The organism is Treponema berlinense (assembly GCF_052273165.1).
Classification (GTDB): Bacteria; Spirochaetota; Spirochaetia; order Treponematales; family Treponemataceae; genus Treponema_D; species Treponema_D berlinense_A.
Window position 1 is genome coordinate 51,956 of record NZ_DAVZIU010000010.1, and the last position, 20,926, is coordinate 72,881.

The 20,926-nt window shown below is 37.9% G+C and carries 16 protein-coding genes; 7 read left to right on the forward strand and 9 right to left on the reverse strand.

All coding sequences use genetic code 11. The annotated features are described in order from the left end of the window. Positions 1-223 precede the first annotated feature (223 nt). A complete protein-coding gene (locus ACT6XC_RS05085; RefSeq protein WP_443741029.1) occupies positions 224-1,801 on the forward strand; it encodes an SGNH/GDSL hydrolase family protein in 1,578 nt (525 codons plus the stop codon). A 141-nt stretch (positions 1,802-1,942) separates the two neighbouring features. Here ACT6XC_RS05085 and ACT6XC_RS05090 read toward each other — a convergent pair whose 3' ends face one another. After that, positions 1,943-2,626, reverse strand: coding sequence for a CDP-alcohol phosphatidyltransferase family protein (locus ACT6XC_RS05090; protein WP_443737810.1), 684 nt, complete (start codon positions 2,624-2,626; stop codon positions 1,943-1,945). Between the two features lie 149 nt (positions 2,627-2,775). Here ACT6XC_RS05090 and ACT6XC_RS05095 point away from each other — a divergent pair, with 149 nt between their 5' ends. Next, positions 2,776-3,411 carry a DedA family protein gene (locus ACT6XC_RS05095; RefSeq protein WP_443741030.1) on the forward strand — a complete coding sequence of 212 codons (636 nt, stop codon included), beginning with the start codon at positions 2,776-2,778 and terminating at the stop codon, positions 3,409-3,411. 26 nt (positions 3,412-3,437) lie between these two features. Further along, positions 3,438-4,340 (forward strand): DUF368 domain-containing protein, encoded by a 903-nt coding sequence (locus ACT6XC_RS05100; protein ID WP_443741031.1) that lies wholly within the window; start codon positions 3,438-3,440, stop codon positions 4,338-4,340. Positions 4,341-4,415: 75 nt separating this feature from the next. Here ACT6XC_RS05100 and ACT6XC_RS05105 read toward each other — a convergent pair whose 3' ends face one another. The 4 genes from ACT6XC_RS05105 to ACT6XC_RS05120 are packed head-to-tail and all read right to left on the reverse strand — an operon-like array spanning position 4,416 to position 7,880. After that, on the reverse strand, positions 4,416-5,255 hold the full coding sequence (locus tag ACT6XC_RS05105; protein WP_443741032.1) for a glycosyltransferase: 840 nt from the start codon (positions 5,253-5,255) through the stop codon (positions 4,416-4,418). After that, positions 5,252-6,040 (reverse strand): 1-acyl-sn-glycerol-3-phosphate acyltransferase, encoded by a 789-nt coding sequence (locus tag ACT6XC_RS05110; protein ID WP_443741033.1) that lies wholly within the window; start codon positions 6,038-6,040, stop codon positions 5,252-5,254. The genes ACT6XC_RS05105 and ACT6XC_RS05110 overlap by 4 nt, the downstream gene beginning before the upstream one ends. 2 nt (positions 6,041-6,042) lie before the next feature. Next, positions 6,043-6,900 (reverse strand): lysophospholipid acyltransferase family protein, encoded by an 858-nt coding sequence (locus ACT6XC_RS05115; RefSeq protein WP_443737805.1) that lies wholly within the window; start codon positions 6,898-6,900, stop codon positions 6,043-6,045. A 23-nt stretch (positions 6,901-6,923) separates the two neighbouring features. After that, on the reverse strand, positions 6,924-7,880 hold the full coding sequence (locus tag ACT6XC_RS05120; protein ID WP_443741034.1) for a glycosyltransferase family 8 protein: 957 nt from the start codon (positions 7,878-7,880) through the stop codon (positions 6,924-6,926). Positions 7,881-8,098: 218 nt separating this feature from the next. On the opposite strand from ACT6XC_RS05120, the gene ACT6XC_RS05125 reads away from it, so the two are divergent. The 4 genes from ACT6XC_RS05125 to guaA all read left to right on the forward strand — a co-directional run bounded on the left by ACT6XC_RS05125 (position 8,099) and on the right by guaA (position 13,793). After that, the gene (locus ACT6XC_RS05125; protein WP_443741035.1) at positions 8,099-8,947 is read left to right on the forward strand and encodes a hypothetical protein; all 849 of its coding nucleotides are present in this window, start codon (positions 8,099-8,101) and stop codon (positions 8,945-8,947) included. Between the two features lie 66 nt (positions 8,948-9,013). Continuing rightward, positions 9,014-10,462 carry an asparagine--tRNA ligase gene (asnS, locus tag ACT6XC_RS05130; RefSeq protein WP_443737802.1) on the forward strand — a complete coding sequence of 483 codons (1,449 nt, stop codon included), beginning with the start codon at positions 9,014-9,016 and terminating at the stop codon, positions 10,460-10,462. Positions 10,463-10,476: 14 nt separating this feature from the next. Further along, positions 10,477-11,763 (forward strand): YhjD/YihY/BrkB family envelope integrity protein, encoded by a 1,287-nt coding sequence (locus tag ACT6XC_RS05135; RefSeq protein WP_443741036.1) that lies wholly within the window; start codon positions 10,477-10,479, stop codon positions 11,761-11,763. A gap of 149 nt (positions 11,764-11,912) precedes the next feature. Further along, positions 11,913-13,793, forward strand: a complete 1,881-nt coding sequence (gene guaA, locus ACT6XC_RS05140) for a glutamine-hydrolyzing GMP synthase (RefSeq protein WP_443741037.1) — start codon at positions 11,913-11,915, stop codon at positions 13,791-13,793. A 203-nt stretch (positions 13,794-13,996) separates the two neighbouring features. Here guaA and ACT6XC_RS05145 read toward each other — a convergent pair whose 3' ends face one another. From ACT6XC_RS05145 to ACT6XC_RS05160, 4 genes are all read right to left on the reverse strand, one after another. After that, on the reverse strand, positions 13,997-14,953 hold the full coding sequence (locus tag ACT6XC_RS05145; RefSeq protein WP_443741038.1) for an Rpn family recombination-promoting nuclease/putative transposase: 957 nt from the start codon (positions 14,951-14,953) through the stop codon (positions 13,997-13,999). Between the two features lie 307 nt (positions 14,954-15,260). After that, positions 15,261-16,145 carry an aldo/keto reductase gene (locus ACT6XC_RS05150; protein WP_443741039.1) on the reverse strand — a complete coding sequence of 295 codons (885 nt, stop codon included), beginning with the start codon at positions 16,143-16,145 and terminating at the stop codon, positions 15,261-15,263. A gap of 159 nt (positions 16,146-16,304) precedes the next feature. After that, a complete protein-coding gene (locus ACT6XC_RS05155) occupies positions 16,305-19,874 on the reverse strand; it encodes an Ig-like domain-containing protein (protein ID WP_443741040.1) in 3,570 nt (1,189 codons plus the stop codon). A 3-nt stretch (positions 19,875-19,877) separates the two neighbouring features. Beyond that, positions 19,878-20,378 carry an Ig-like domain-containing protein gene (locus ACT6XC_RS05160; protein ID WP_443741041.1) on the reverse strand — a complete coding sequence of 167 codons (501 nt, stop codon included), beginning with the start codon at positions 20,376-20,378 and terminating at the stop codon, positions 19,878-19,880. Positions 20,379-20,926: the final 548 nt, after the last annotated feature.

The window sequence follows — 20,926 nt, forward strand, 5'->3', positions numbered from 1 at the left end:
TCTCTGCCGCGTTCTAAAAAAAATGCGTCAGCGGCTGTAACGGTGAGCGCAGCGAAAACAAACGCAAAGCGTTTGGTCGTAGCCGTGAAAGACGCGGTGGCTGCCACAGGCAGACAGACGCCCAAAAAGTCTTATAAATACAAATTTTCGTTTTTTTTCTCAGATAGAAATTCTTAAAAAAAAGTTTTAGAATTATAGAAAATTTTATCTTTTGGAGTATAAAATGAAAAAATTATTTGCTGCTTCTCTGGCAATTTTTGCCGGAATGTCTTTAAGCGCGTTTGCCCTCGAAAAAAGCATTGCTGATAACGAAAAAGTTGAAAAAGTTGAAGCAATCACTTCGATTGCAAGCACAAAAGGCAAAAAAATTTACATTGTCGGAGATTCGACTTTCAGTTCTTTTTCTGACCCTTACTACTACCCTCGCTACGGAATCGGAACAAAACTTCAGGATTATTTAAATCCAAAAAAAGTTGAAGTTATCAACCTTGCAATGTCAGGCCGCTCTTCAAAAAGTTTCTTGACAGAAGCAAATTACAAAACTCTCGTTCAGAATATTAAAAAAGGCGACTATCTTGTTATCGGTTTTGGTCATAACGACGAAAAAACAGAAGAAGCGCGCTATACAAATCCAAATGGCTCAAAAGAGGAAAAAGGTTCTTTTAAAAACAGCCTTTACGAAAATTACATCAAAGTTGCAATGGACAAAAAGGCAACTCCAGTTTTGTGTACGCCAATCGTTCGTCGCGCTCCAGGCAAAGCATACGAAGGATCTTATGTTCATATTACAAAGGACACACCTGAGTTTAAGGGTGGAGATTACCCAAAAGCAATCCGTGAGCTCGGAAAAGAAACAGGCGTTTTAGTTGTTGACAACACAGCCTACACAAAAGAGCTTTACGAAAAACTTGGCGACGACGGCACTGTAAAATTCCATGCCTGGCTCGGACACAAGCCTGGATCTGTAGACAACACTCACCTTAACACTTACGGAGCTTCGGTTCTGGCTTACCACGTTATAGAGCAGATTGCCGACTCAGACAAAAATTTTGCAAAACTTCTCAATAAAGAAAACAAGGAACCAACAGAAGAGCTTTTAGTTCCAAATCCACAGTACGTAATTCCTGTTTATTCTGAATTTGCTCCGTCTGACAAGTCCACAACTTTCGAAACAACAGCTCCATGGTATGGAACCGTTTTTGGCGACATGGGCGGAATTGAAAAACTTGCAAATCCAGATCTTTACGAAATCACAGAAGAAAACGGAAAAGTTATAATGCATTCCGGAACAAAAGACGGAAAAACCGCTGCTGGGAAAATCGCTTCAGGTTCTGACGGTCTGGCTTTTTACTTTCAGCAGATTCCTGCAAAAAAAGACTTTACGATTTCTGCAACTGCAACAGTTTTGAACGCAACAAAAAACAGTCAGGTTTCTTTCGGACTTATGGTTCGCGATGATGTTCATATCGACAAATACGACAATCAGGTAAAAAGCGATTACGTTGCCGCAGGTTGTTTAAAACTTGCAAAAGGCGAAGGTGCATGGAGTTCAACATTTGCCCGCCTTGACGGAACTTTGAACGAAAACACAGTGCAGAAACAGGAATTCCCAGTTGCAGGAACAAAAATAGACCTTTCAATAACAAAGTCTGGCGACACTTATACCGTAAAATTCGGAAAAGATACAGCAACTTTCAATGCAAAGCTCACAGAAGTTGATTCAAAATGGGTTTACGCAGGATTGTACACAGTTCGCTCTGCTTACATTGAATATTCAAACATCAAACTGGAAATAAAATAAACTGAACTGAAAATACTGAAAACAAATTCAGAAAAATAAACTTCCAGACAAAAAAGGCTGTCCTTACAGTTGATTACTTCAAATCTTCATAACGGACAGCCTTTTTTATGTTTATAACAATTTTTGATGATTTTATTCTTTTTACTTTAAGAAAATCTTGCACAAAACCATTAAAACAGCTTCGAAAAGACCAAGAATAATCAAAATCATAAGGTGCTTAAATCCTGGTTTGCGAATTTTTTTCTCAGAAATAAAAAGAAAACCTACAAGCGCCATAAAGAACATAAAGACAAATGTCAAATCAAGTTTATTTGCAAGTTGCAAAAGATAGATTAACGGAAAAATAATCGCCGCAGTCGTAACTGGAACTCCTGTAAAATATTCACGGTTTCCGTCTTCTTCCTTTTGACGGGCTTCTTCCTGAACATTGTAATAAGCAAGGCGAATTACGGCAGCAAGAGCATAAAGAATACAGATTATTATGAGAACGTCCTTTAAAAAACTATAATAAGGAGTTCTGCTCGTCAATCTTGCAATAAAACGAGAGTTGTTTACAAGGTTGATTCCAATACAGGCTGGCAAAACACCAAAAGCAACCATATCCGAAAGAGAATCTATTTGAATTCCGAATTTTTTTTCAAAATCTGTGCGGTTCGGCTTTGAGCGTGCAACTTTTCCATCGAAAGCATCGAGGCAACCGCAGAGCATAAGGCAGATTATAGACGCCAAAACAAGCTGCGCATTAAAAGAGCAGCAAATTCCAATAACTGCCGAAATAATTGAAAGGTAGGTCAAAATAACCGTATAATCGTAAACACCTAACATAAATCTTCCTGTTTTTCAGAAAAAGCGTTGAATTTTGCCATAAACGACAAAAAAATCATCCGTCGTCTGATTTTTTTAATATCTTTTTAATTCTATCATCTGGATAAATCCCTTGCAACTGACAGAAATTTAAAGCACAATGAATAATCATGCTGAATTCTTTGGTGAACTTTTTTACAGCACACATTCCTTACTGGCCATTAGTATGTTTTTCACTTCTTATTCTTGCCGGATTCAATCTTCCGGTTTCAGAGGATGCGGTAATTGTTTTGTCTGCTGGAGTTACGCTTTCTGACAATTCCCTTATAATTCCAACCTGGATTGCCCTTTATCTTGGAATTTTCATAAGCGACATAATGGTTTACTGGTGGGGATATTTTCTTTCAAAAGGAATGTTTCAATTCAAAAAAATCCGAAAAAAGCTGACAGAAAACAAAATCCGGCTTGTTGCAAAAACTTTAGACGACTACGGATTCAGAACATTTATCGTCTGCCGTTTTATTCCTTTCGGAATCAGAAACACTCTATGGATGAGTTCGGGATTTGTCGGTCTTCCGTTCAAAAGATTTCTTTTATACGATTCAATCGCCGCTCTCGTAAGCTGTTCAACTCTTTATCATCTAGTTCGATTTATAGGCGAAGGCGCGTCTGTTGTCTATAAAATCATAGGAATCGTGCTCTTTATCGCTTTAATCGTATTTTTTGTTTTTATGATAAGGCATGTTATAAAAAAAGAAACAAAATTTTTTGAGAACGAAAACGAACAGGATTTAAATTTTCAATAAAATAACAGGGGATATGGAAGATTTTTATGAATATGGTACAACTTTTGTTTATAGGAATTGCAATCGGAATGGCAAATGTAATTCCTGGAGTTTCTGGCAGCACAATGGCAGTTGTCTTTAACATTTACGACCGTTTTGTAAATGCAATCACGCTGAATATTAAAAAACTTATCGAAAACAGGCGCTTTGTGATTCCTGTTGTCGGAGGAATGGCTCTCGGAGTTCTTCTTTTCAGCAAATTGATTACGATTTTATACGAAAATTTTCCAGTTCAGACAGATTACTTTTTTACAGGACTGATAATCGGAAGCCTTCCTATGCTTTTTTCTTTTATGACAAAAAAACAGGACGGACAGAAATTTACTGCAAAAAAAACAATTTCTGTCGCAATCTGTGCGCTTGCAGGTTTTGCAGTTTTGATTGGATTTGGACTTTTAGGAAGTGACGTTGATACCGCAAAAGAAATGTCAAAATCGCTTCCGCAGTGGACATTTCCGCTTGCGTTGCACATTTTTGCAGCAGGCTTTGTCGGAGCAATTGCCATGATAATTCCCGGAATTTCTGGTTCGCTTTTAATGCTGATTATGGGAGTTTATCCGATTGTTATGAAAAGCATTCCTGCACTTTTTGTTCCGTCACAAACCTTGCATGCTTTTTTTCTCTTGCTTCCAAATGGAATCGGAGTTTTAGCAGGTCTTTTGTGCGGCGCCTGGATTGTAAAAACGTTTCTTAGAATTGCACCAAACCAGACCTATGCCGTAATTTTCGGACTTATTGCAGGCTCAGCAATCCAGCTTTTCCCTGGAATAAAAGAAATTTCTGGCGTTCTTTCTGGAATTGCCTGTTTGCTCTGCGTATTGACAGGAATTTTCCTTGCATATTTCAGTTCAAAAGTTACAGCAAAAGAAGAAACAGAAAAATCATTTTAAAATCACGGCAATTTAGCGTGCAATTGCGCGCTAAATTGCAAAAAATCAGTTTGAAAAAAGCCACCCTTTAAAAATCTAATTTTTATTAACTTCCCTTTCAAATCTGTTTTTCTGATAAATATATTCGTAAAGAATATCATCAAAATTCTCATAACCAAAAATTTTATGAACTTTAGTAACGCTCCACTGCTTTATGTTTGCAGTATGCGGATAAGGAGTCCAGAAAAGCCGTTTAGAAAAATGACGGATTACAGTATTTTTATACAAAAATTTCTGGTCGTTAAAACGCTGGCTGAGCATTTTCTTTTTTGTAGTGCAACGGATTATCGCACTTTCGTCCGCAAAAACAAGTTTTTTTGTCTTTATCAGTTCACGGCATTTTTCAAAAAGTTTAGTTTCGCGGCATTTTTTCAAATTGAATAAAATTACGCCAGCATTTATAAAATTCGGATTTATTAAAAATTTTCCGTAATGGTCGCGAGCTGCCGCATATTCAAAATCTTCAATATTCGTATTCCATAAAAGGTCAATATCGCGATTAAAAAGAATATCAACATCAAGATAAAGAATTTTTTCCGGAAGTTCTTCGTAAAGGTCGGCAAAAAGTCTGATTAAAGTGTAAGGCGAACAATAACATTGCTCGTTCGGACAGCTGTCAAATTCCTTTTTGTAAATATCCGTAACATCAATCTTTTTTACACAGTTTTCCGGATTATAAGTTTTTGCAAGACCGTCCAAAAACAAAGCCTGAGAATCTGTAAGCGGAGCATAATCAGCCTTTAGATAAGAAACGTCCATTGTAAAAATAAAAAAAGCAAACGGTTCTTTTGATTCGGTTCTCTTAAAAATAGAAAGCATTGCAGAAAGCATTCCGTCAAAAACTTTATAGTTTCCACAAAAAAGAATGTTTTTCATCGTTCAGTGTTCTCCAGTTTTTCATATTTTATCAATTCAACTTCATTGAGTTTACTGCGTTCGCACATTGTCTCAAAAACCTGATTTCTAAGCGACCTGCGTTTTTCTTTTGGACTTAAACTTTCGTCTGCAAAAAACGGACCGTCAACATAAGTCACCATTTTTGGATTTTTTGAAAAACGCCGTTTTTTATAGACATTGGTAAAGCAAAAAACCGGCGTATTGTATTCAACAGGATATTTAAATGAACTGTCCAAAAAACCGCGGATTTTCGTATAAAACGGCCAGATATGAGCTTCTGGATAAATCATTATTGCACGTTTTTTAAAAACATGAAATTTAATCGTTTCCATAAAATTCCGGCCAGCCTTCAAATTATCCGGCAAAGGAAGAGCCCCAACATAAGGCAAAAATCTCCCCAAAACAGGAATTGAAACATTGTTCGGATGAACAATAACCATTGCATCTTTTGGCCAGCAGACAAAGGTCGGAACAAGAGGATCTGCAAAGACGTTGGTGTGATTTGCGTAAACAAAAAAAGCCTGCTTTTTATAAGACCTTAAAACCTGCCTGTTTACAATTTTGTGGGAAAATTTCAGCTTCAGGTAAGACCACGCAACAGGAACAGCAATAATTCTGTAAATAAAAAAGTGAATTATGTTCCAGCAAAAACCTCGGCCACCGTAATTCCAATTTTCGTCGATTTTTCGAGGAACAATAACGGCAGTAGAAAACTCGTCGTTCAATTCATCCTTGTAATAAATTATTTTTCGCCTGTCCGCCATAGCTATTTTTCTTCTACAGAATAAACAAGAGGAATTCCATAGAATTCTTCATAAACTTTTTTCCAGACAGAATAATTTTCATTTTTCATAAATTCAGCATTCTGGCGCACAGAAAGCTCTTCTTTTGGAAAAATCGGTTTTAGAATATTCACTGTATATTCCTGAACAAAAAAACCGTCCGAATCAACAATGTCAGAATCCTGCATCGTAATAAAAAACGGAATAACGGGAACATTGTTTTCGGCAGCCATCTTAAAGGCTCCAGCAGTAAGAGGCCGTGGCTTTCTGTAATTCCACCACATCGCCTGCTCAGGATAAATCAAAATCTGTCTGCCCTGCGCAAGGTAAGTCTTTACAGCATGCATAAAATTTTTCATTGTAGAAGCAACGCTGCTCAAAGGCAAAGTGTTGCAATGCTTAAAAAGAAAACCGTAAAAACCTGGAAAATTCGTATAATTTCCTTCGCGACATACTTTTACAAGTTCGCGATGATAGACATGTTTTTCGATTGCTTTGTAAACGGCAAAATTATCCATTGCGTTAAAATGATTACAGGTAATAATCGCACCTTTTCTCTTCATCTCAACGTAATTCTCAAGACCTTTCACTTCTTTCAAAATCATAATTTTTTTGCGCAAAAGTGAATTTATAAAGTTTCGTGCAAGGATATTTGCAAACTTCATCCAAAAACGGCTCGAAATCTTTTCGTTCAGATAATCAACCATTTCCGGCTTAAGTGGAATTGTCGGAGGATCGTCCTCAACGTCCTGTGCCCAGCGCTCTTCCCGCTCAAACTGCTTTATTTTTTCGATAATTGCAAGTCTGCCAGGATCTTTTTGAATTTCCACTTGATTTTCCATACAAAACTCCGTTTCCGGTTATTTTAAGCCTTCATTTTTTGAGAATTACAATAATTTTTCGGATCGTTTGAATCTTCGATGGCCATTTTTACAAGATTTTCAAAGGCAAGCCTGTCCCGCTCGTGCAAATCTTCCGTATAACCAGCCTTGATTTTTAAAATTACATCGTACAAAAACGTCTTCTGTGCATAATTCCAAAAATGCTCTTCATAGCAAACGTTATCATAATGCCAAGGCTTCCAGTTGATTTTGTAGTGAATAAGATTGAGATTTTTGTCGTCAAATTTGTCAGACTTAAACGAAGATTTATTCCATCCCAAATCAACCATTTTTACTTTTCCATAACACAAAACGTTAAGATAATCTTCATCCTGAGTAACACGGAATGTATAAGTATTCATCAAGTCAATAAATTTAGTTTCAATGTCATCTTCGCGATATTTTTTAGCATTGATTAAAAGAACGCCGGCACTAAAATATTTTTCACGAGGAATACCAAGCGCTTTTTCAACATAGTCGCCAAAAACGTCATATTCCATCATAACTTCTTCGCTGGCAGCACCGAGAACATTGTCGCCAATGTCGATATTGTAAAATTCAGAAATGTCGCCTTTTACAACAATGTCGCAGTCCAGATAAATAACTTTGTCGTACTGAGGAAAAACCCTCGGAATAAAAACGCGACAGTAAGTTTCTTTTGAATAATAATCGCGCAAATGAAAATTTCCAGAAGATTTATCCATTTCTTCGGTCAAAGAAACAAAATCAATCGAAACACCGTCAGGACGAGCATCGCGACAAATCAATTTTAACTGTTCAACATATTCTTTTTTAAGACTTGTCGTTAAAATGTAAATTTTATAAAAATAATCATTAGAAGCATTGTCCAAAAGCGAAGTCAGTGCAACCGCTAAAAAAGGAACGTAATTGTTATCAGTTGCAAAAAAAATTGGAATTACCTTTTTAGTATTATTTTCCATAATAAGGGAAACTATAACACTTTTTATATATTAAATTCAAGTAAAAAAAATCGGAGCAAATTCAACTTTCAAACCGGCTTTCCGTAGTTTCGCTTTCGCTCCATCCGCCAAAGGCGGACACTACGTGCTACTACAATCCGGGCTAAAAACAATGGTCAGAACTGCATTTTTTGCCCATATCTTTAAAAATTTCCGTTAATTTTATATTCTAAAACACAATGAAAAACCTAAAAAAAACAATTTTCGCCATAAGCGCAATACTCACATTCAGCTTTACACAAAAAAATTTTGCAGCCGAATTTTCCGAATCAGAAAACACTATTATTTCTGAAATTTTCGATTTTCGTCTTACGCTGCGTTCATACGCAACAGCCGACGAATGCATAGAAAAAATTATTTTTTACAGAGAATCTCTCAAAGAAAAAATCAACTCATTCAGCGAAGAAGCACAGATTGTCTGCACAAATATTCTCGCAACTGCACAGTACAACTGCGAATACGAAAAAGACATGCATTCTCCAAAAATGGAACCAATTTTAAGACCGCAGTACGAACGGCTCACAAAATATTCCGAAGGAAAAACCGCAGAAACTCTAAATCCGTGGTTTGTCCTTACTTCAGCCGATATTACAAATTCAATGATGCAGTTTTTGCCACGTTCCGCTTCAATAACAGTTGGTCTTCAGGAAAAAAAAGATTATGCACTTGTCGTAAAAAATAATCCGCAAATGCCGTTTGCCCTTACATTAAGCGGCTGGTGGTATTATTACGCTCCGGCAGTTGGAGGAGGAAGCAATTCAAAGGCTGGCGAATTTTTCAAAAAAGCGCAAAAATGTGCAGTTTCCAACTACGACAAATATTATTGCAACATAAACCTTGCGCAGTTTTATTTTGAACAGAAAGACACTCAAAAATGCAGTATATATATGGAAGAAGCCGAAAAAGTTCTTCCAGGAACACGCTACGTAGAACTCTTAAAAAAAATGAACAAAATCGGCTATTCGCTTTTTGACTACAACATGAACAGTCGTCGCGAAAAAATAGGCAAAAAACTTTTAAAGCAATAAGGCGCAAAAGCAGCACACGCAAATCCTCGTTGAAACACTGGTTAAAATTCACTATACTAATGGATTATGAAAACAGAACTTATTAAGGATATTTTAACATCCGCACCAGACGGTCGCTCAGTTACAGTTTGTGGCTGGGCACGTACAGTCCGCGATTCAAAGAACCTTGTTTTTATTCAGGTAAATGACGGTTCTTGCTTCGCTTCTATTCAGCTTACTTTCGACCGCACAAATCCGGCAAATCCACAGAATTCTGAAAATATCGAAAAAGCATTAAAAGACCTTTCTACAGGCGCTTCGCTCAAGGCTACAGGAAAACTCATTGAATCTCCTGCTTCCGGACAGTCTGTCGAAGTAAATCTCGAAACACTCGTTGTTTTAGGAAAATGCCCTTCAGATTATCCGATTCAGAAAAAAGCCGCTTCGATGGAATTTTTGCGTGACAATGCACACTTGCGAGCCCGCACGAATACTTTCGGCGCAGTTTTTAGAATGAGAAGCCAGATGGCGTTTGCCCTGCACACATTCTTTCAAGAACGCGGTTTTTACTACATCAATACTCCAGAAATCACCTGTTCTGACTGCGAAGGTGCTGGCGAAATGTTCCAGATTACAACCCTTTCAATGGAAAAACTCGCAGAAATCGCAGTAGAAAAAGGCGCTGCTGGAATGAAAAAAGACGACGCTTCAAAACTCGTAAACTACAACAAGGACTTTTTCGGCAAAAAGGCAAGCCTTACGGTTTCAGGACAACTCGAAGCAGAAACAATGGCAACATCCCTCGGTCGCGTTTACACCTTTGGTCCTACTTTCCGCGCAGAAAATTCAAATACAACTCGCCACCTGGCAGAATTCTGGATGTGCGAACCTGAAATGGCCTTCTTCGATCTCGAAGATAACATGGACATTCAGGAAGATTTTATCAAATACCTTTTGAACTGGGCTTTGACAAAATGTTCAGCAGACATGGAATTCTTCAACAAGAGAATTCAGCCTGGCGTAATCGACACTTTACGCCATGTTGTGGAAACTCCTTTCAAGAGAGTTTCTTACACAGAGGCAATCGCAGAACTCGAAAAACATGCCGAAGATTTTGAATACAAGCCATACTGGGGTTGCGATTTGGCAACAGAGCACGAACGCTACTTGACAGAAAAAATCTACAAATGCCCGGTAATGGTTTACAACTATCCTAAAGAAATCAAGGCTTTCTATATGAAGGCAAATGACGACGGAAAAACTGTAAAAGCTGTCGATGTTCTTGTTCCTGGACTTGGCGAAATTATCGGTGGCTCAGAACGCGAAGAAGACTATGACAAGCTCTTAAACAGAATCAAGGAACTCGGTTTAAGACCGGAAGATTACAACTGGTATCTGGATTTGCGCAAATTCGGCACAGTTCCTCATTCAGGATTTGGACTTGGATTTGAGCGTCTTTTGCTCTACGTTACAGGAATGCAGAATATCCGCGACGTTATTCCGTTCCCACGCGCTCCAAAACTCGCAGATTTCTAATTTTGTAATCTCTGATGAAAAAACGAGCAGTCACCATTGTAACTTTTGCACAGAGCGTTTTTCTCAACCTGAAGTTATTCTTTCAAAACGGTCTGCTAAGTTATTCAAGTGCCTGCTCGTTTGACCTTATTTTTTCTGTAGTTCCAGTGCTTTTAATGACGATTTTGATCGCAGTGCGCTTTTTGCACGCTTCTCCAGAACTACTTGCATCTATCTACAGCACTATTCCCGAACTTCAAAAATATTTTGATCCAAGAAGCGTAATTTCCGCTTTCCAAACACCAAAAAAATTCAGCACCTTGGAATTTCTTCTTTTATTTTTTATTGTCTGGATGGCGCGCAGGCTCTTTGCTTCGGTTTTTGCCGCCATGAGAAATATTTTTCACGACCAGCAGCAACGGCGCGCGCTTTTTAACCAAATTCTAGCATTTGTCTTTGAATTTATTTTCGTTTCAATAATCGTAAGCTTTTTATTCACCTATATGTCGATAAAAACGATCCTGAAGCTTCCATTTTTTCAGCGTTTTCCGCAATTAGATTTTATTTACGACAGCATTTTAAACGGAAAATTTCTTACATCGCTTTTTAACCTCTTTATTTTTATCGTCGTCGTTTTAATGTACAAAATCGGCTCAGGCACAAAACCTAAATTCAGGCTCTGTCTTTTGTCAGGCTTTGTCTGCACAGTCAGTTTCTGGATTTTTAGAACGATTTTGCATTCATTCATCAATATAAGCCGCTATAACCTGATTTACGGCGTACTAGGAAACGTAATCGTCTTGCTATTGGACATCTTTTTTTTCTTCGTATTTTTTATGTTTTTTGCCCAGTACATTTTTGTCTGCCAATTTTTTGATGAACTTTTGCTTGGAGAACTTTACCTCCTTCCCAAAAAAGAAGGCTCAACGTTTTCAGAAAAATTAAAGCGCACTCTTTTTATACGTCCGGATTTTCTTCTTGCAAACCAGATTGCCCTCACCTACCTTGAGCCAGGCGAAAAACTCTACAAAGAAGGAGACCAGAACACTTTTGCCTACTATATTTTAAAAGGTTGCATAAAACTCGACAGAAGCGAGTACGAAGACACTTTATTTTATTACCGTGGTGATTTTTTTGGCGAATTAAACTGCATTCTCGTAAAACCACGAAGTTCCACAGCAACAGCAATAACCGACACTACACTCGTAAAAATCCGCGGTAAAAATTTCAGGTTTCTCTTAAAATCAAACCAGCAGGTTACCCAAAAAGTTTTAAAAGAACTGAGCGAGTATTTGACAAAACTAAAAAAACACAGCCTTTAATTTTTGAACACTATATTTTTTTGATAGCAAAACACAATCCTTTCAAAACCCGTTTATTATTTATTCAAAATAATTTATAATCGAAAGCAGCTTATTCTTGTTTGTATCCGCAAGTTTTCGTTGCAAACTTCATTATTATGGGAGAAAAAATGTCACGTTCTAAAATCGTTGTTCTAGATTTCGGTTCACAATATGCGCATCTTATCGCAAAGCGTTTTCGTGCAATGGGATATTATTCAGAAATTGCACTTCCAAGCGCAGAACTTTCCGTTTTTGAAAATGCAAAAGGAATTATTCTAAGTGGCGGACCATCTTCCGTTTATGAAGAAAACGTTCCTGACTTCAATAAAGAAATTCTAACCCTTGACTTGCCAATCCTTGGATTATGCTACGGCCATCAGCTTATGGCGCAGTCATACAACGGCAAAGTCGGCAAAGCGCATACCGGAGAATTTGGACATGCGACTTTAATTCAAACCAAGGAAGGCAAAAATTCACCGCTTTTAAAAGGCATATCTTCAGAAACTCAGGTTTGGATGAGCCATCAGGACGAAGTTCTAGAACCAGGCGAAGGCTTTGAAGTTATCGGCTCAACGAAAGACTGCAAATTTGCAGCCCTTCAAAACCTTGCAAAAAAAAGATTTTCGCTCCAGTGCCATTGCGAAGTAAAAGATACTCCAGAAGGCAACCAAATCTTTAAAAATTTCGCAGATTTCTGCGGAATGGAAATAAACTGGGACGAAGACACGGTGCTTTCTCACATTACACAAACAATAAAAAACGATGCTGGAACAAAGAACGTTCTTCTATTTTTGAGCGGTGGCGTTGACTCTACAGTTGCATTTGCACTTTTAAACAAAGCTCTCGGACAGGACAGAGTTCTGGGACTTCATATCGACAACGGTTTTATGCGCAAAAACGAATCAAAAAATGTCGAAAAAGCATATCACGACCACGGATTCAAAAATTTTGTAGTAAAAGACGCTTCCGAGAGTTTTCTGAATGCAATCAAAGGCCTTACAGACCCTCAGAAAAAAAGAATGGCCGTTGGCGAAAATTTTATAACTGTGCGCGACGCTTTCGTAAAAGAACAAAAACTTGACGAAGACAAATGGATGCTTGCACAAGGAACACTTTATCCAGATATAATCGAATCGGGCGGAACAAAAAACAGCAAGACAATAAAAACTCATCACAACCGCGTAGAAGGAATTCAAAAACTCATTGAACAGGGCATGATTATCGAACCTCTTAAGGATTTGTACAAAGACGAAGTCCGCTCAATCGGAAAAAAACTCGGACTTGCAGACGAGCTCGTAATGCGCCATCCTTTCCCAGGCCCAGGTCTTTCAATCAATGTGCTCTGCTCTGACGGTACATTTACAGACAACGACAAAGAAGAACTTGCAAAAGCTCAAAAAGAACTCGACAGCGTAGTAATCAACCAGTTTTGCCCAAATTGCACATCAGAATTAAGACGCTCAGTTCTGCCAGTGCGTTCAGTCGGAGTACAGGGAGATTTCAGAACATACCGTTTTCCAGCCTGTCTCACTTTCAAAAACGAAGGCAACGGATTTTATCATATTCCAAAAAAACGCGAAAAAGTCGAAAGTTGCTCTTCAAGAATTACAAACAGTTCACAATTTTTGAACCGTACAATTCTTAAACTCTACCAGAATCCTCAATTAAAAGACGAAAACTTGAAACTTCAGGAAGGATACTGTACAAAAGAACGGCTCGACCAGTTGCGCGAAGTTGACAACATCGTTTTAACACAATTACACAAAAACGATCTTTACAGTTCAATTTTCCAGCATCTGACAATCGATTTGCCTTACGCTTCGTCAAAAGAAAAAGCAAGTTTTGTATTGCGCCCAGTCTGTTCGGAAGACGTTATGACAGCCCGTTTTGCCTGGCTTCCAATGGACGTATTAAAAGAAATTATCCGTCAGATTGCCGACCTTCCGTTTGTAGACGCATTGTATTTCGATGCAACAAACAAACCACCGGCAACATTCGGCTGGGAATAAAAACAATCAAAACGACGGAAGAAAATTCCTCTGTTTTTTTGGACGGCATCAACTTCCCGCGACCGGCCATTCCAGCTTCGCTAACCGCTCATTGCCGGCATTCGCCGGCAACTAAAGGCTTCCATGTCCGGCGTAAGACATTCTAAAAAACTGCATAAACTTTCCGCGCGCTTCACAATTTGTTTTAAGCCAGAAAAAAATAATCAGCCTTTCATGAGTTTATTTACATCAGAAAGTTTCAGCCCTGTACACTCTGCGACAACATCTTTTGGAATATTTTTAGAAAGCATTTTTCTAGCAGTTTCACGAGTTTTTTCTTCAACTTCTTCTTTGACCAAATTTTTTGCAATTCCATTAGCCATACCGCTCGCCATATCTTTAGCCATATCTTTAGCTATATCTTTAGCTATATCTTTAGCTATATCTTTAGCTATATCTTTAGCAAGTTCTTGTGCTATCACAGGTGCAAGTTCTTGAGCCCGTTCTTCCGCCTGTATTCGCATTTCCTGTTCCCATGTCATATATCTGTGCCTCCATTGGGCATTCATTTTTACACGTTCGACCAATGCAGAAAGCTTGTCTGTAAAATTATCTTTTGATGTTTTTCCACACAGGTACTTAAAAAATGAACGCAACTTCTCCGATTCCATTTTATCATACATACCTGCGTTAAAAAAGACGTTAACCGTCCCATCTCCCATCTCTATTGCTTTGTCTTCTAACGCAATATAGCGGAATGTATAAACAGGAAGATTATAACCAAAAGCATCACCCATGCATAAAAAAATTACATAACTTTCTTTTAAACTTTCATAATTTCCACCGGATTGAATATTGTCAACATCCATCAACCCCTGATAATATCTTGCCCTCTTTGCAAGTTTCGTTACTTTAGAAGTCTGAATTTCAATATCAAAACAACGTCCAGTTCCATCTTTTACGTAGACATCAAACCGAACACCATGAGAATCAAAATCTGTTTTAAGCGAATATTCCGAGCAAGTTTTTTCAATTCTATCAATTTTTATATTTAAAAGCATTTCCAGAATTTTTTTAGAGACATCAGGATTTTCTTCAAGAACTTTACAAAAAATAAAATTGTTTGCAAGTGTAAGACTGTTCCATTTTTCTGCTGGAGTCAATTCATTTTTCAAAGACATTTTTTTCTCCAATAAAAAGTCAAGATTAAAACCGCAGTTTTAGGATTGACTTTTTAAGTTGTTTCGCATCGAAATGGGAAACAACCTATGATAAGAAAGTTTGCAACGCAAACGTTTTAACGTTTCTTTTTAATATATAAATTCCATCAAAAGTCAACTTTTACACATTTTTAGAAAAAAAATTGAAAAAAAACTGGATTTTTTCGTCTTCAAAAAAAATAAAATTAAATAAGCATAAAAAAAAGTGTACCTTCAAAAATTGTCTCCAACTTTTAAAGGTACACTTCATACTTAAAACTAATTTTTTTTAAAATTCCGCTTCGTCAGGATTTCTGGCAGGCTTGATTTCAAGATTCTTCAAATTCGCAATTTTATTCATGTCTTCAACGGACAGTTCAAAATCAAAAATTTTAGAATTCTCTTCGATTCGCTCTGGATTTACACTTTTCGGAAGAGGAACAATATTCTGCTGCAAACTCCAGCGAATGCAAACCTGGGCAATTGTATGGCCATATTTTTCCGCAATTTGCCGAATTTCTTCATTTTTAAAAATTCCGCCAGTTCCAAGAGGGCTGTAACCTTCAACAACCATTCCCAAATTCCTGCTGTACGAAGCAAGTCCAGTCTGTGGCTGACCAGGACAAACCTTAATCTGGTTGACCATAGGTTTTATTTTTGCAGTTTTTAAAAGTTCATCAATGTGACGCTCATAAAAATTAGAAAGACCAATAGCCTTAAGTTTGCCGGCTTCGTAGGCTTCTTCCATAGCTTTCCAGCTTTCAGCATTTGCTTTTTGCCACCATGAACGAAATTTCAGTGGATTTGGCCAGTGAATCAAATACAAATCAATGTAATCCAGCCCCAGTTTCTCCAAAGAACGTTCAATGGCTTTTTGAGTACTTTCGTAACCATGCTCTTCGTTCCATAGTTTTGTCGTAATAAAAAGCTCAGAACGCTTAACAGAACTTTCTTTCAAAAAATCAGCAATCGCCCTACCGACACTTTCCTCGTTGCCATAAGCCGTCGCCGTATCAATATGACGATACCCAAGCCTTAAAGCCGACAAAACCGCATTGTACGCTTCATCTCCGTCCAAACTCTGCCAGGTTCCAAAACCAAGACAAGGCATTTTAGTTCCATTAGATAAAGAAACCGCAGATTTTAAAGATTCAAAACAAGAAAAATTTTCCATACTTACAAAACTCCAAAAAACTCTACTTGTAGAATAAGAGAAAGTCTAAAAAATCACAAGATAAGAATCTGCCCCCAGCAAACAAAAATCCCCCGCAGAATTGAAAAACGCCTCTCAAAACCGCGGGGGAAATAATTTATTAAAAAGTTACATTAAAAATTATTTTATAGCACCAATGAACGGCAGGTATTCTTTCTTTCCAGTAGCACTATTAAGAGTAATCTCCATAGCCTCAGCAGATTTTACAAAATAATAATCTCCGTAAAGATCGGTTCTGCTACTACCAGGATTGTAGCAATCCTCACCTGTATAACTATGAGTGCCAATATATTCCTGTTTAAAGTCAGAGTTAGCGCAAGAAATCACGTAAGGACTATCTGCTGTTCCATACTTACAAGTTCCTGCCGCAAGAACATATGAGCCTGCTGGAAGTGAAATCTTGATAACTGAACTATTATCGCTCTTTACTTCAACTCCATGGTTGTTCGGGTTTGTTCCGCTCACTGTTACAGTCATGTCGCCACTTGTGTAAGCACCGTCCGCTGTAAATGCTGTAAAGTATTTAGGTTCTTTTACAACCATAATGAACGGCAGGTATTCTTTCTTTCCAGTAGCACTATTAAGAGTAATCTCCATAGCCTCAGCAGATTTTACAAAATAATAATCTCCGTAAAGATCGGTTCTGCTACTACCAGGATTGTAGCAATCCTCACCTGTATAACTATGAGTGCCAATATATTCCTGTTTAAAGTCAGAGTTAGCGCAAGAAATCACGTAAGGACTATCTGCTGTTCCATACTTACAAGTTCCTGCCGCAAGAACATATGAGCCTGCTGGAAGTGAAATCTTGATAACTGAACTATTATCGCTCTTTACTTCAACTCCATGGTTGTTCGGGTTTGTTCCGCTCACTGTTACAGAAAGTTTTCCGTCTGTATATGTGCCGTCAGCTGTAAATGGGCATATCCAGGTATTAGATGTTTCTTCTCCATAATCATTATTCTTACTTGCATCCTCTTCCGCACTAAATGCTGTCTCAAGATTTGCAAGGTAGTCTTCTGCGAATGTGTCTCCTGATACATACGCATCGTCTTCCACTTTGTAAACGCGGTTAAGAATTGCACGACGGCCATTGAATTCTTTTGCGTAATCGTCTGCTGAAATTTCTGCAATATGAGTAAGTTTTTTGTCTGTTTCAATATTGCCGGTTACATTGTAGTATTTCAGACCGATTTTGTCTTCTTTGGCGTCAAGGTATGAGTAAACTGTCGCATCGCGCCAGAGGTCACTGCTTGTTGCTCCTGTTCCTTCATTCAAGAAGTTAACATTGACAATAGCAATCTGATCATAGAAGTCGCCTACGCCTGCATTGCGTCCAAGATAGTTTGTTACGCCGTCATTTACTTTTACAGTAGAGTTAAGAAGAACATAGCCTTTTCCAACTTTTGCAGCAGATTTTGAGCCAGTGCGTGCTACAAAAAGAACTGAATAGTTAGAATTTGCAGCTTTTGCATTATCATAAAGACATACAAGATCACACTTCTCAAAGAGTGCTACGTCAGAGTAACCCCAAATGTAGTCTGTATCTCCTTCAATGTAGCAGTTGTAGAACCAAGTCTTGCCTATTGTACAAATTGTGTCCTGATGTGAAAGGAAAGAACAATTGTTAGCAGAAACATTTCTTGAAGATTTGTAATAAAAAGCTTCTGCCTGCGTATCTGCTGTACCGACTACAGAACGGTCGCAAGTATTTTTTAGAGTGATGTTGTCAAGGACTACGTTTCCAGCTGCATCACCAAAGTACATAACAGAACGAGTATCCATAGAACCGTTCCATTTGTTAAGGTTTGTCCACTGTATAACAGTGTCTTTTCCACGAGCCTGTGAACCAGTTCCCTTAATAGTGATATTTGCACCGCCATTAAAATATACAAGTTCACGGTATATGCCTGGAGCCACTTCGATTGTAAAATCGCCGGTATTTGATCCGATTGCAAGAAGCGCGCCGTGTACAGTACGGAAGTCAGCTGTGGAAGTTTCGCTTGAGTCTACTGTAATTGTAGAGTCTTCTGTTTTTGCAGTGCGAATTGTAAAACTCCAAGATGGATCGTCTTTGTTTAATGCAAGACCATCAAAGTCTTTTCCGTTGAGTTTTGCTGTGATTACATTTTTTGGAATTGTTATAAAATATGTTTTTCCAGATTCGAGAATTCCATAATGAGGCGTAAAATAAACACTATTTCCTTCTGTACGAATCAACTGGTCTTTTACTTTTACTTCAACGTTTGCCTGTTTTTTGCCACTCGGAACGGTAACAGACTCATCAGAAGCCCTGATAGTATCAACCCACTTTCCGTCTGAATCATAAATTGAGATAGAACCTGTTGAAGAAACTATAGGCTCGTTGTCAAATGTGATTCTGAATTCACCGTCTTCAAATACATTTGTTGCTTTTGTTGCTGGGTAAACACTTGTAAGTGGTCCATAATCATCTATTTTGTTGAAATCTTCGACAACAACTTGAATTTCAGCAAAAATGTAATTTGCACCTGCATTCATTACTTTAATTATTGTTCCTGTTGTAGGAGCAATACCGGTTATTTTCAGATTTCCTAATTTGTCATCTTCTACTTGGAGCAGTGATTTGTCATAATCAAGAGTTACGCCTGAATTTTCTCCGCCTGCAGTCGATGTATATGACACTGTTGTCTCGTTATTAAGGAGAAGCCGCGCAGAATTTGCTCCAAGAGAAAGCGCTGAAAGCACATTTTGCTCATCCAGTCCGTCAAATTTATAAGTTACATCTCCAAACTTAATCTTGATATTGCTGTACTTTATATTTTTTGCAGTTGTACCACCGAAAGCTGGATAAACAACATCGCTTTGTGCATGGTAAAGAGGCGTTGTGTTTGTGCCAGTTGTGCCATTTTCATCTGTTACAGAGTAAACTACAGAATTTGTTGAAGCATCTCCTGTATAATTTTTAGCTGTAAATTCTGCTTTAAAATGATATTTTTTGCCTGTTGCAAAACTAACTGAAGGCGAAAGACCGTTTCCGCCACCACCTAGTGTACAGCTTACATTTTTAATATTCTGTGCAGTAACAAGGGAATATGATTTTCTGTTACTTCCAGTTACAGAAATAAATCCAAGTCCAACATGACCTGATGTAGAAACAACTTCAATATCCGCTTCAATTGTTACATCTTCTGTCATGTCTACAACTTTATTGAATACGAGATAACCTTCCTGACCACCACTTGAAGCAGAACCTGTAATTGTCATGTCAGTATCTGTCCAAACGGTGTCAGCAGCATTGAATTTTACAAGATGCGCAGTTCCTTCAACTTCTGTACCAGAAGCCTTCATCTCAAAAACCACAGTCGCAGTTTCGCCTTTATTAATTACCGCGCTAGCAGTTCCGCTGTACAAAACGCTGTCTTTTTTCAAGGTTAAAGTAAAGTTCCATTTTCCTACAGGAACTTTTACGCTTGCTGCGTTTTTAAGGTCAGCATTGTCTGCCCAAGAACCCAATGTTTTTTCAGTTCCAGATTCATCAGTTCCTTTAAGAACAATGTCCGCAAGAACGGCGTCGCCTGTTTCAAAAGCGATTCGTCCGTATTCTGTTTCTGTCTGCGTTTCGTTAGATTCCGCAGTATCCAAAAATGAACAGCTTGCCGCGGAAAAAAGCAATACCGCAGAAGCAATTATTGACAAAAGTTTTTTCATTATTTATCTCCAGATTTTGTTTTTAAACTTAATTTCAACCTTCATATCGCCAGTGTCGTCTGAACCACCAGAAGAACCGCCTTCACCTTCGCTGCCACTACCACTGCCACTGCCTTCACCAGTGCCACTGCCTTCACCTTCGCTTCCAGAAGTCTTTTCAGTTACAGTAATAGTACAACTTGCGTCTTTTCCACCATCTGCTGTTTTTACAGTAATAACTGCTTCTCCAACAGCTACAGCTTTAACAGTACCGTTTTCAACAGTTGCAACGTTTTCTTTACTAGAAATCCAGCTTACATTCGGATTTGTTGCATTAGCCGGCTCAATAGTTTTCGTAAGCGTAAGAGTATCGCCAACTTTAAGTTCGGCACTCGTTTTGTCTAAACTAACTCCCGTAACCGACACATAGTCATCGCCATCATCATCCGATTTACAGGCAGTAAACGCAGAACCAAATAAAGCGATTGCCGTCAAAACAGCCAGCGCTTTCCACATTTTTTTCATAGAAAATCCTCCATTTTTTGCAAAAAAATCTACCGAGCAGCCGGCAGATTTCCGCTTATATTAAACTTTAAGCGGTGAATAAAATTTCATAAATATAAGTTCTGAGCAATTTTATTAAAAATTTTCAGCATTTTTGACTAATTCTGTCTAAAAAAAACAAACTGTAATATTTATTTTATAAAATATTACAGTTATAATTATAAAATATGCTTATTTACACAAAACTCTAAAAAAAATGATTATATTTTAACATTTTTAATAGCAGAATTTTACATTTTTAATTTTTTTTGGACAAAATATAACCTTTTATAACCTGCGTTTTGCTCACATTAAGCGCTTATTTTTTCGTTTTTTTTATTTTAAGGGAGCACACCACAACCACAAACCGGCTTCTGCACGGTTCCGCTTACGCTCCATTCAAAATCGGAAAAGTTTTTTCCGCTTTTGAACGCTCCGCGCCGTTCCGATCCGGGCTAAGTTTTTCCGTAAATGAGGCATTTTCTCTTCCTGTTCTAATAGGAAAATGTTTTTTGTTTTAAGCGGAAAGG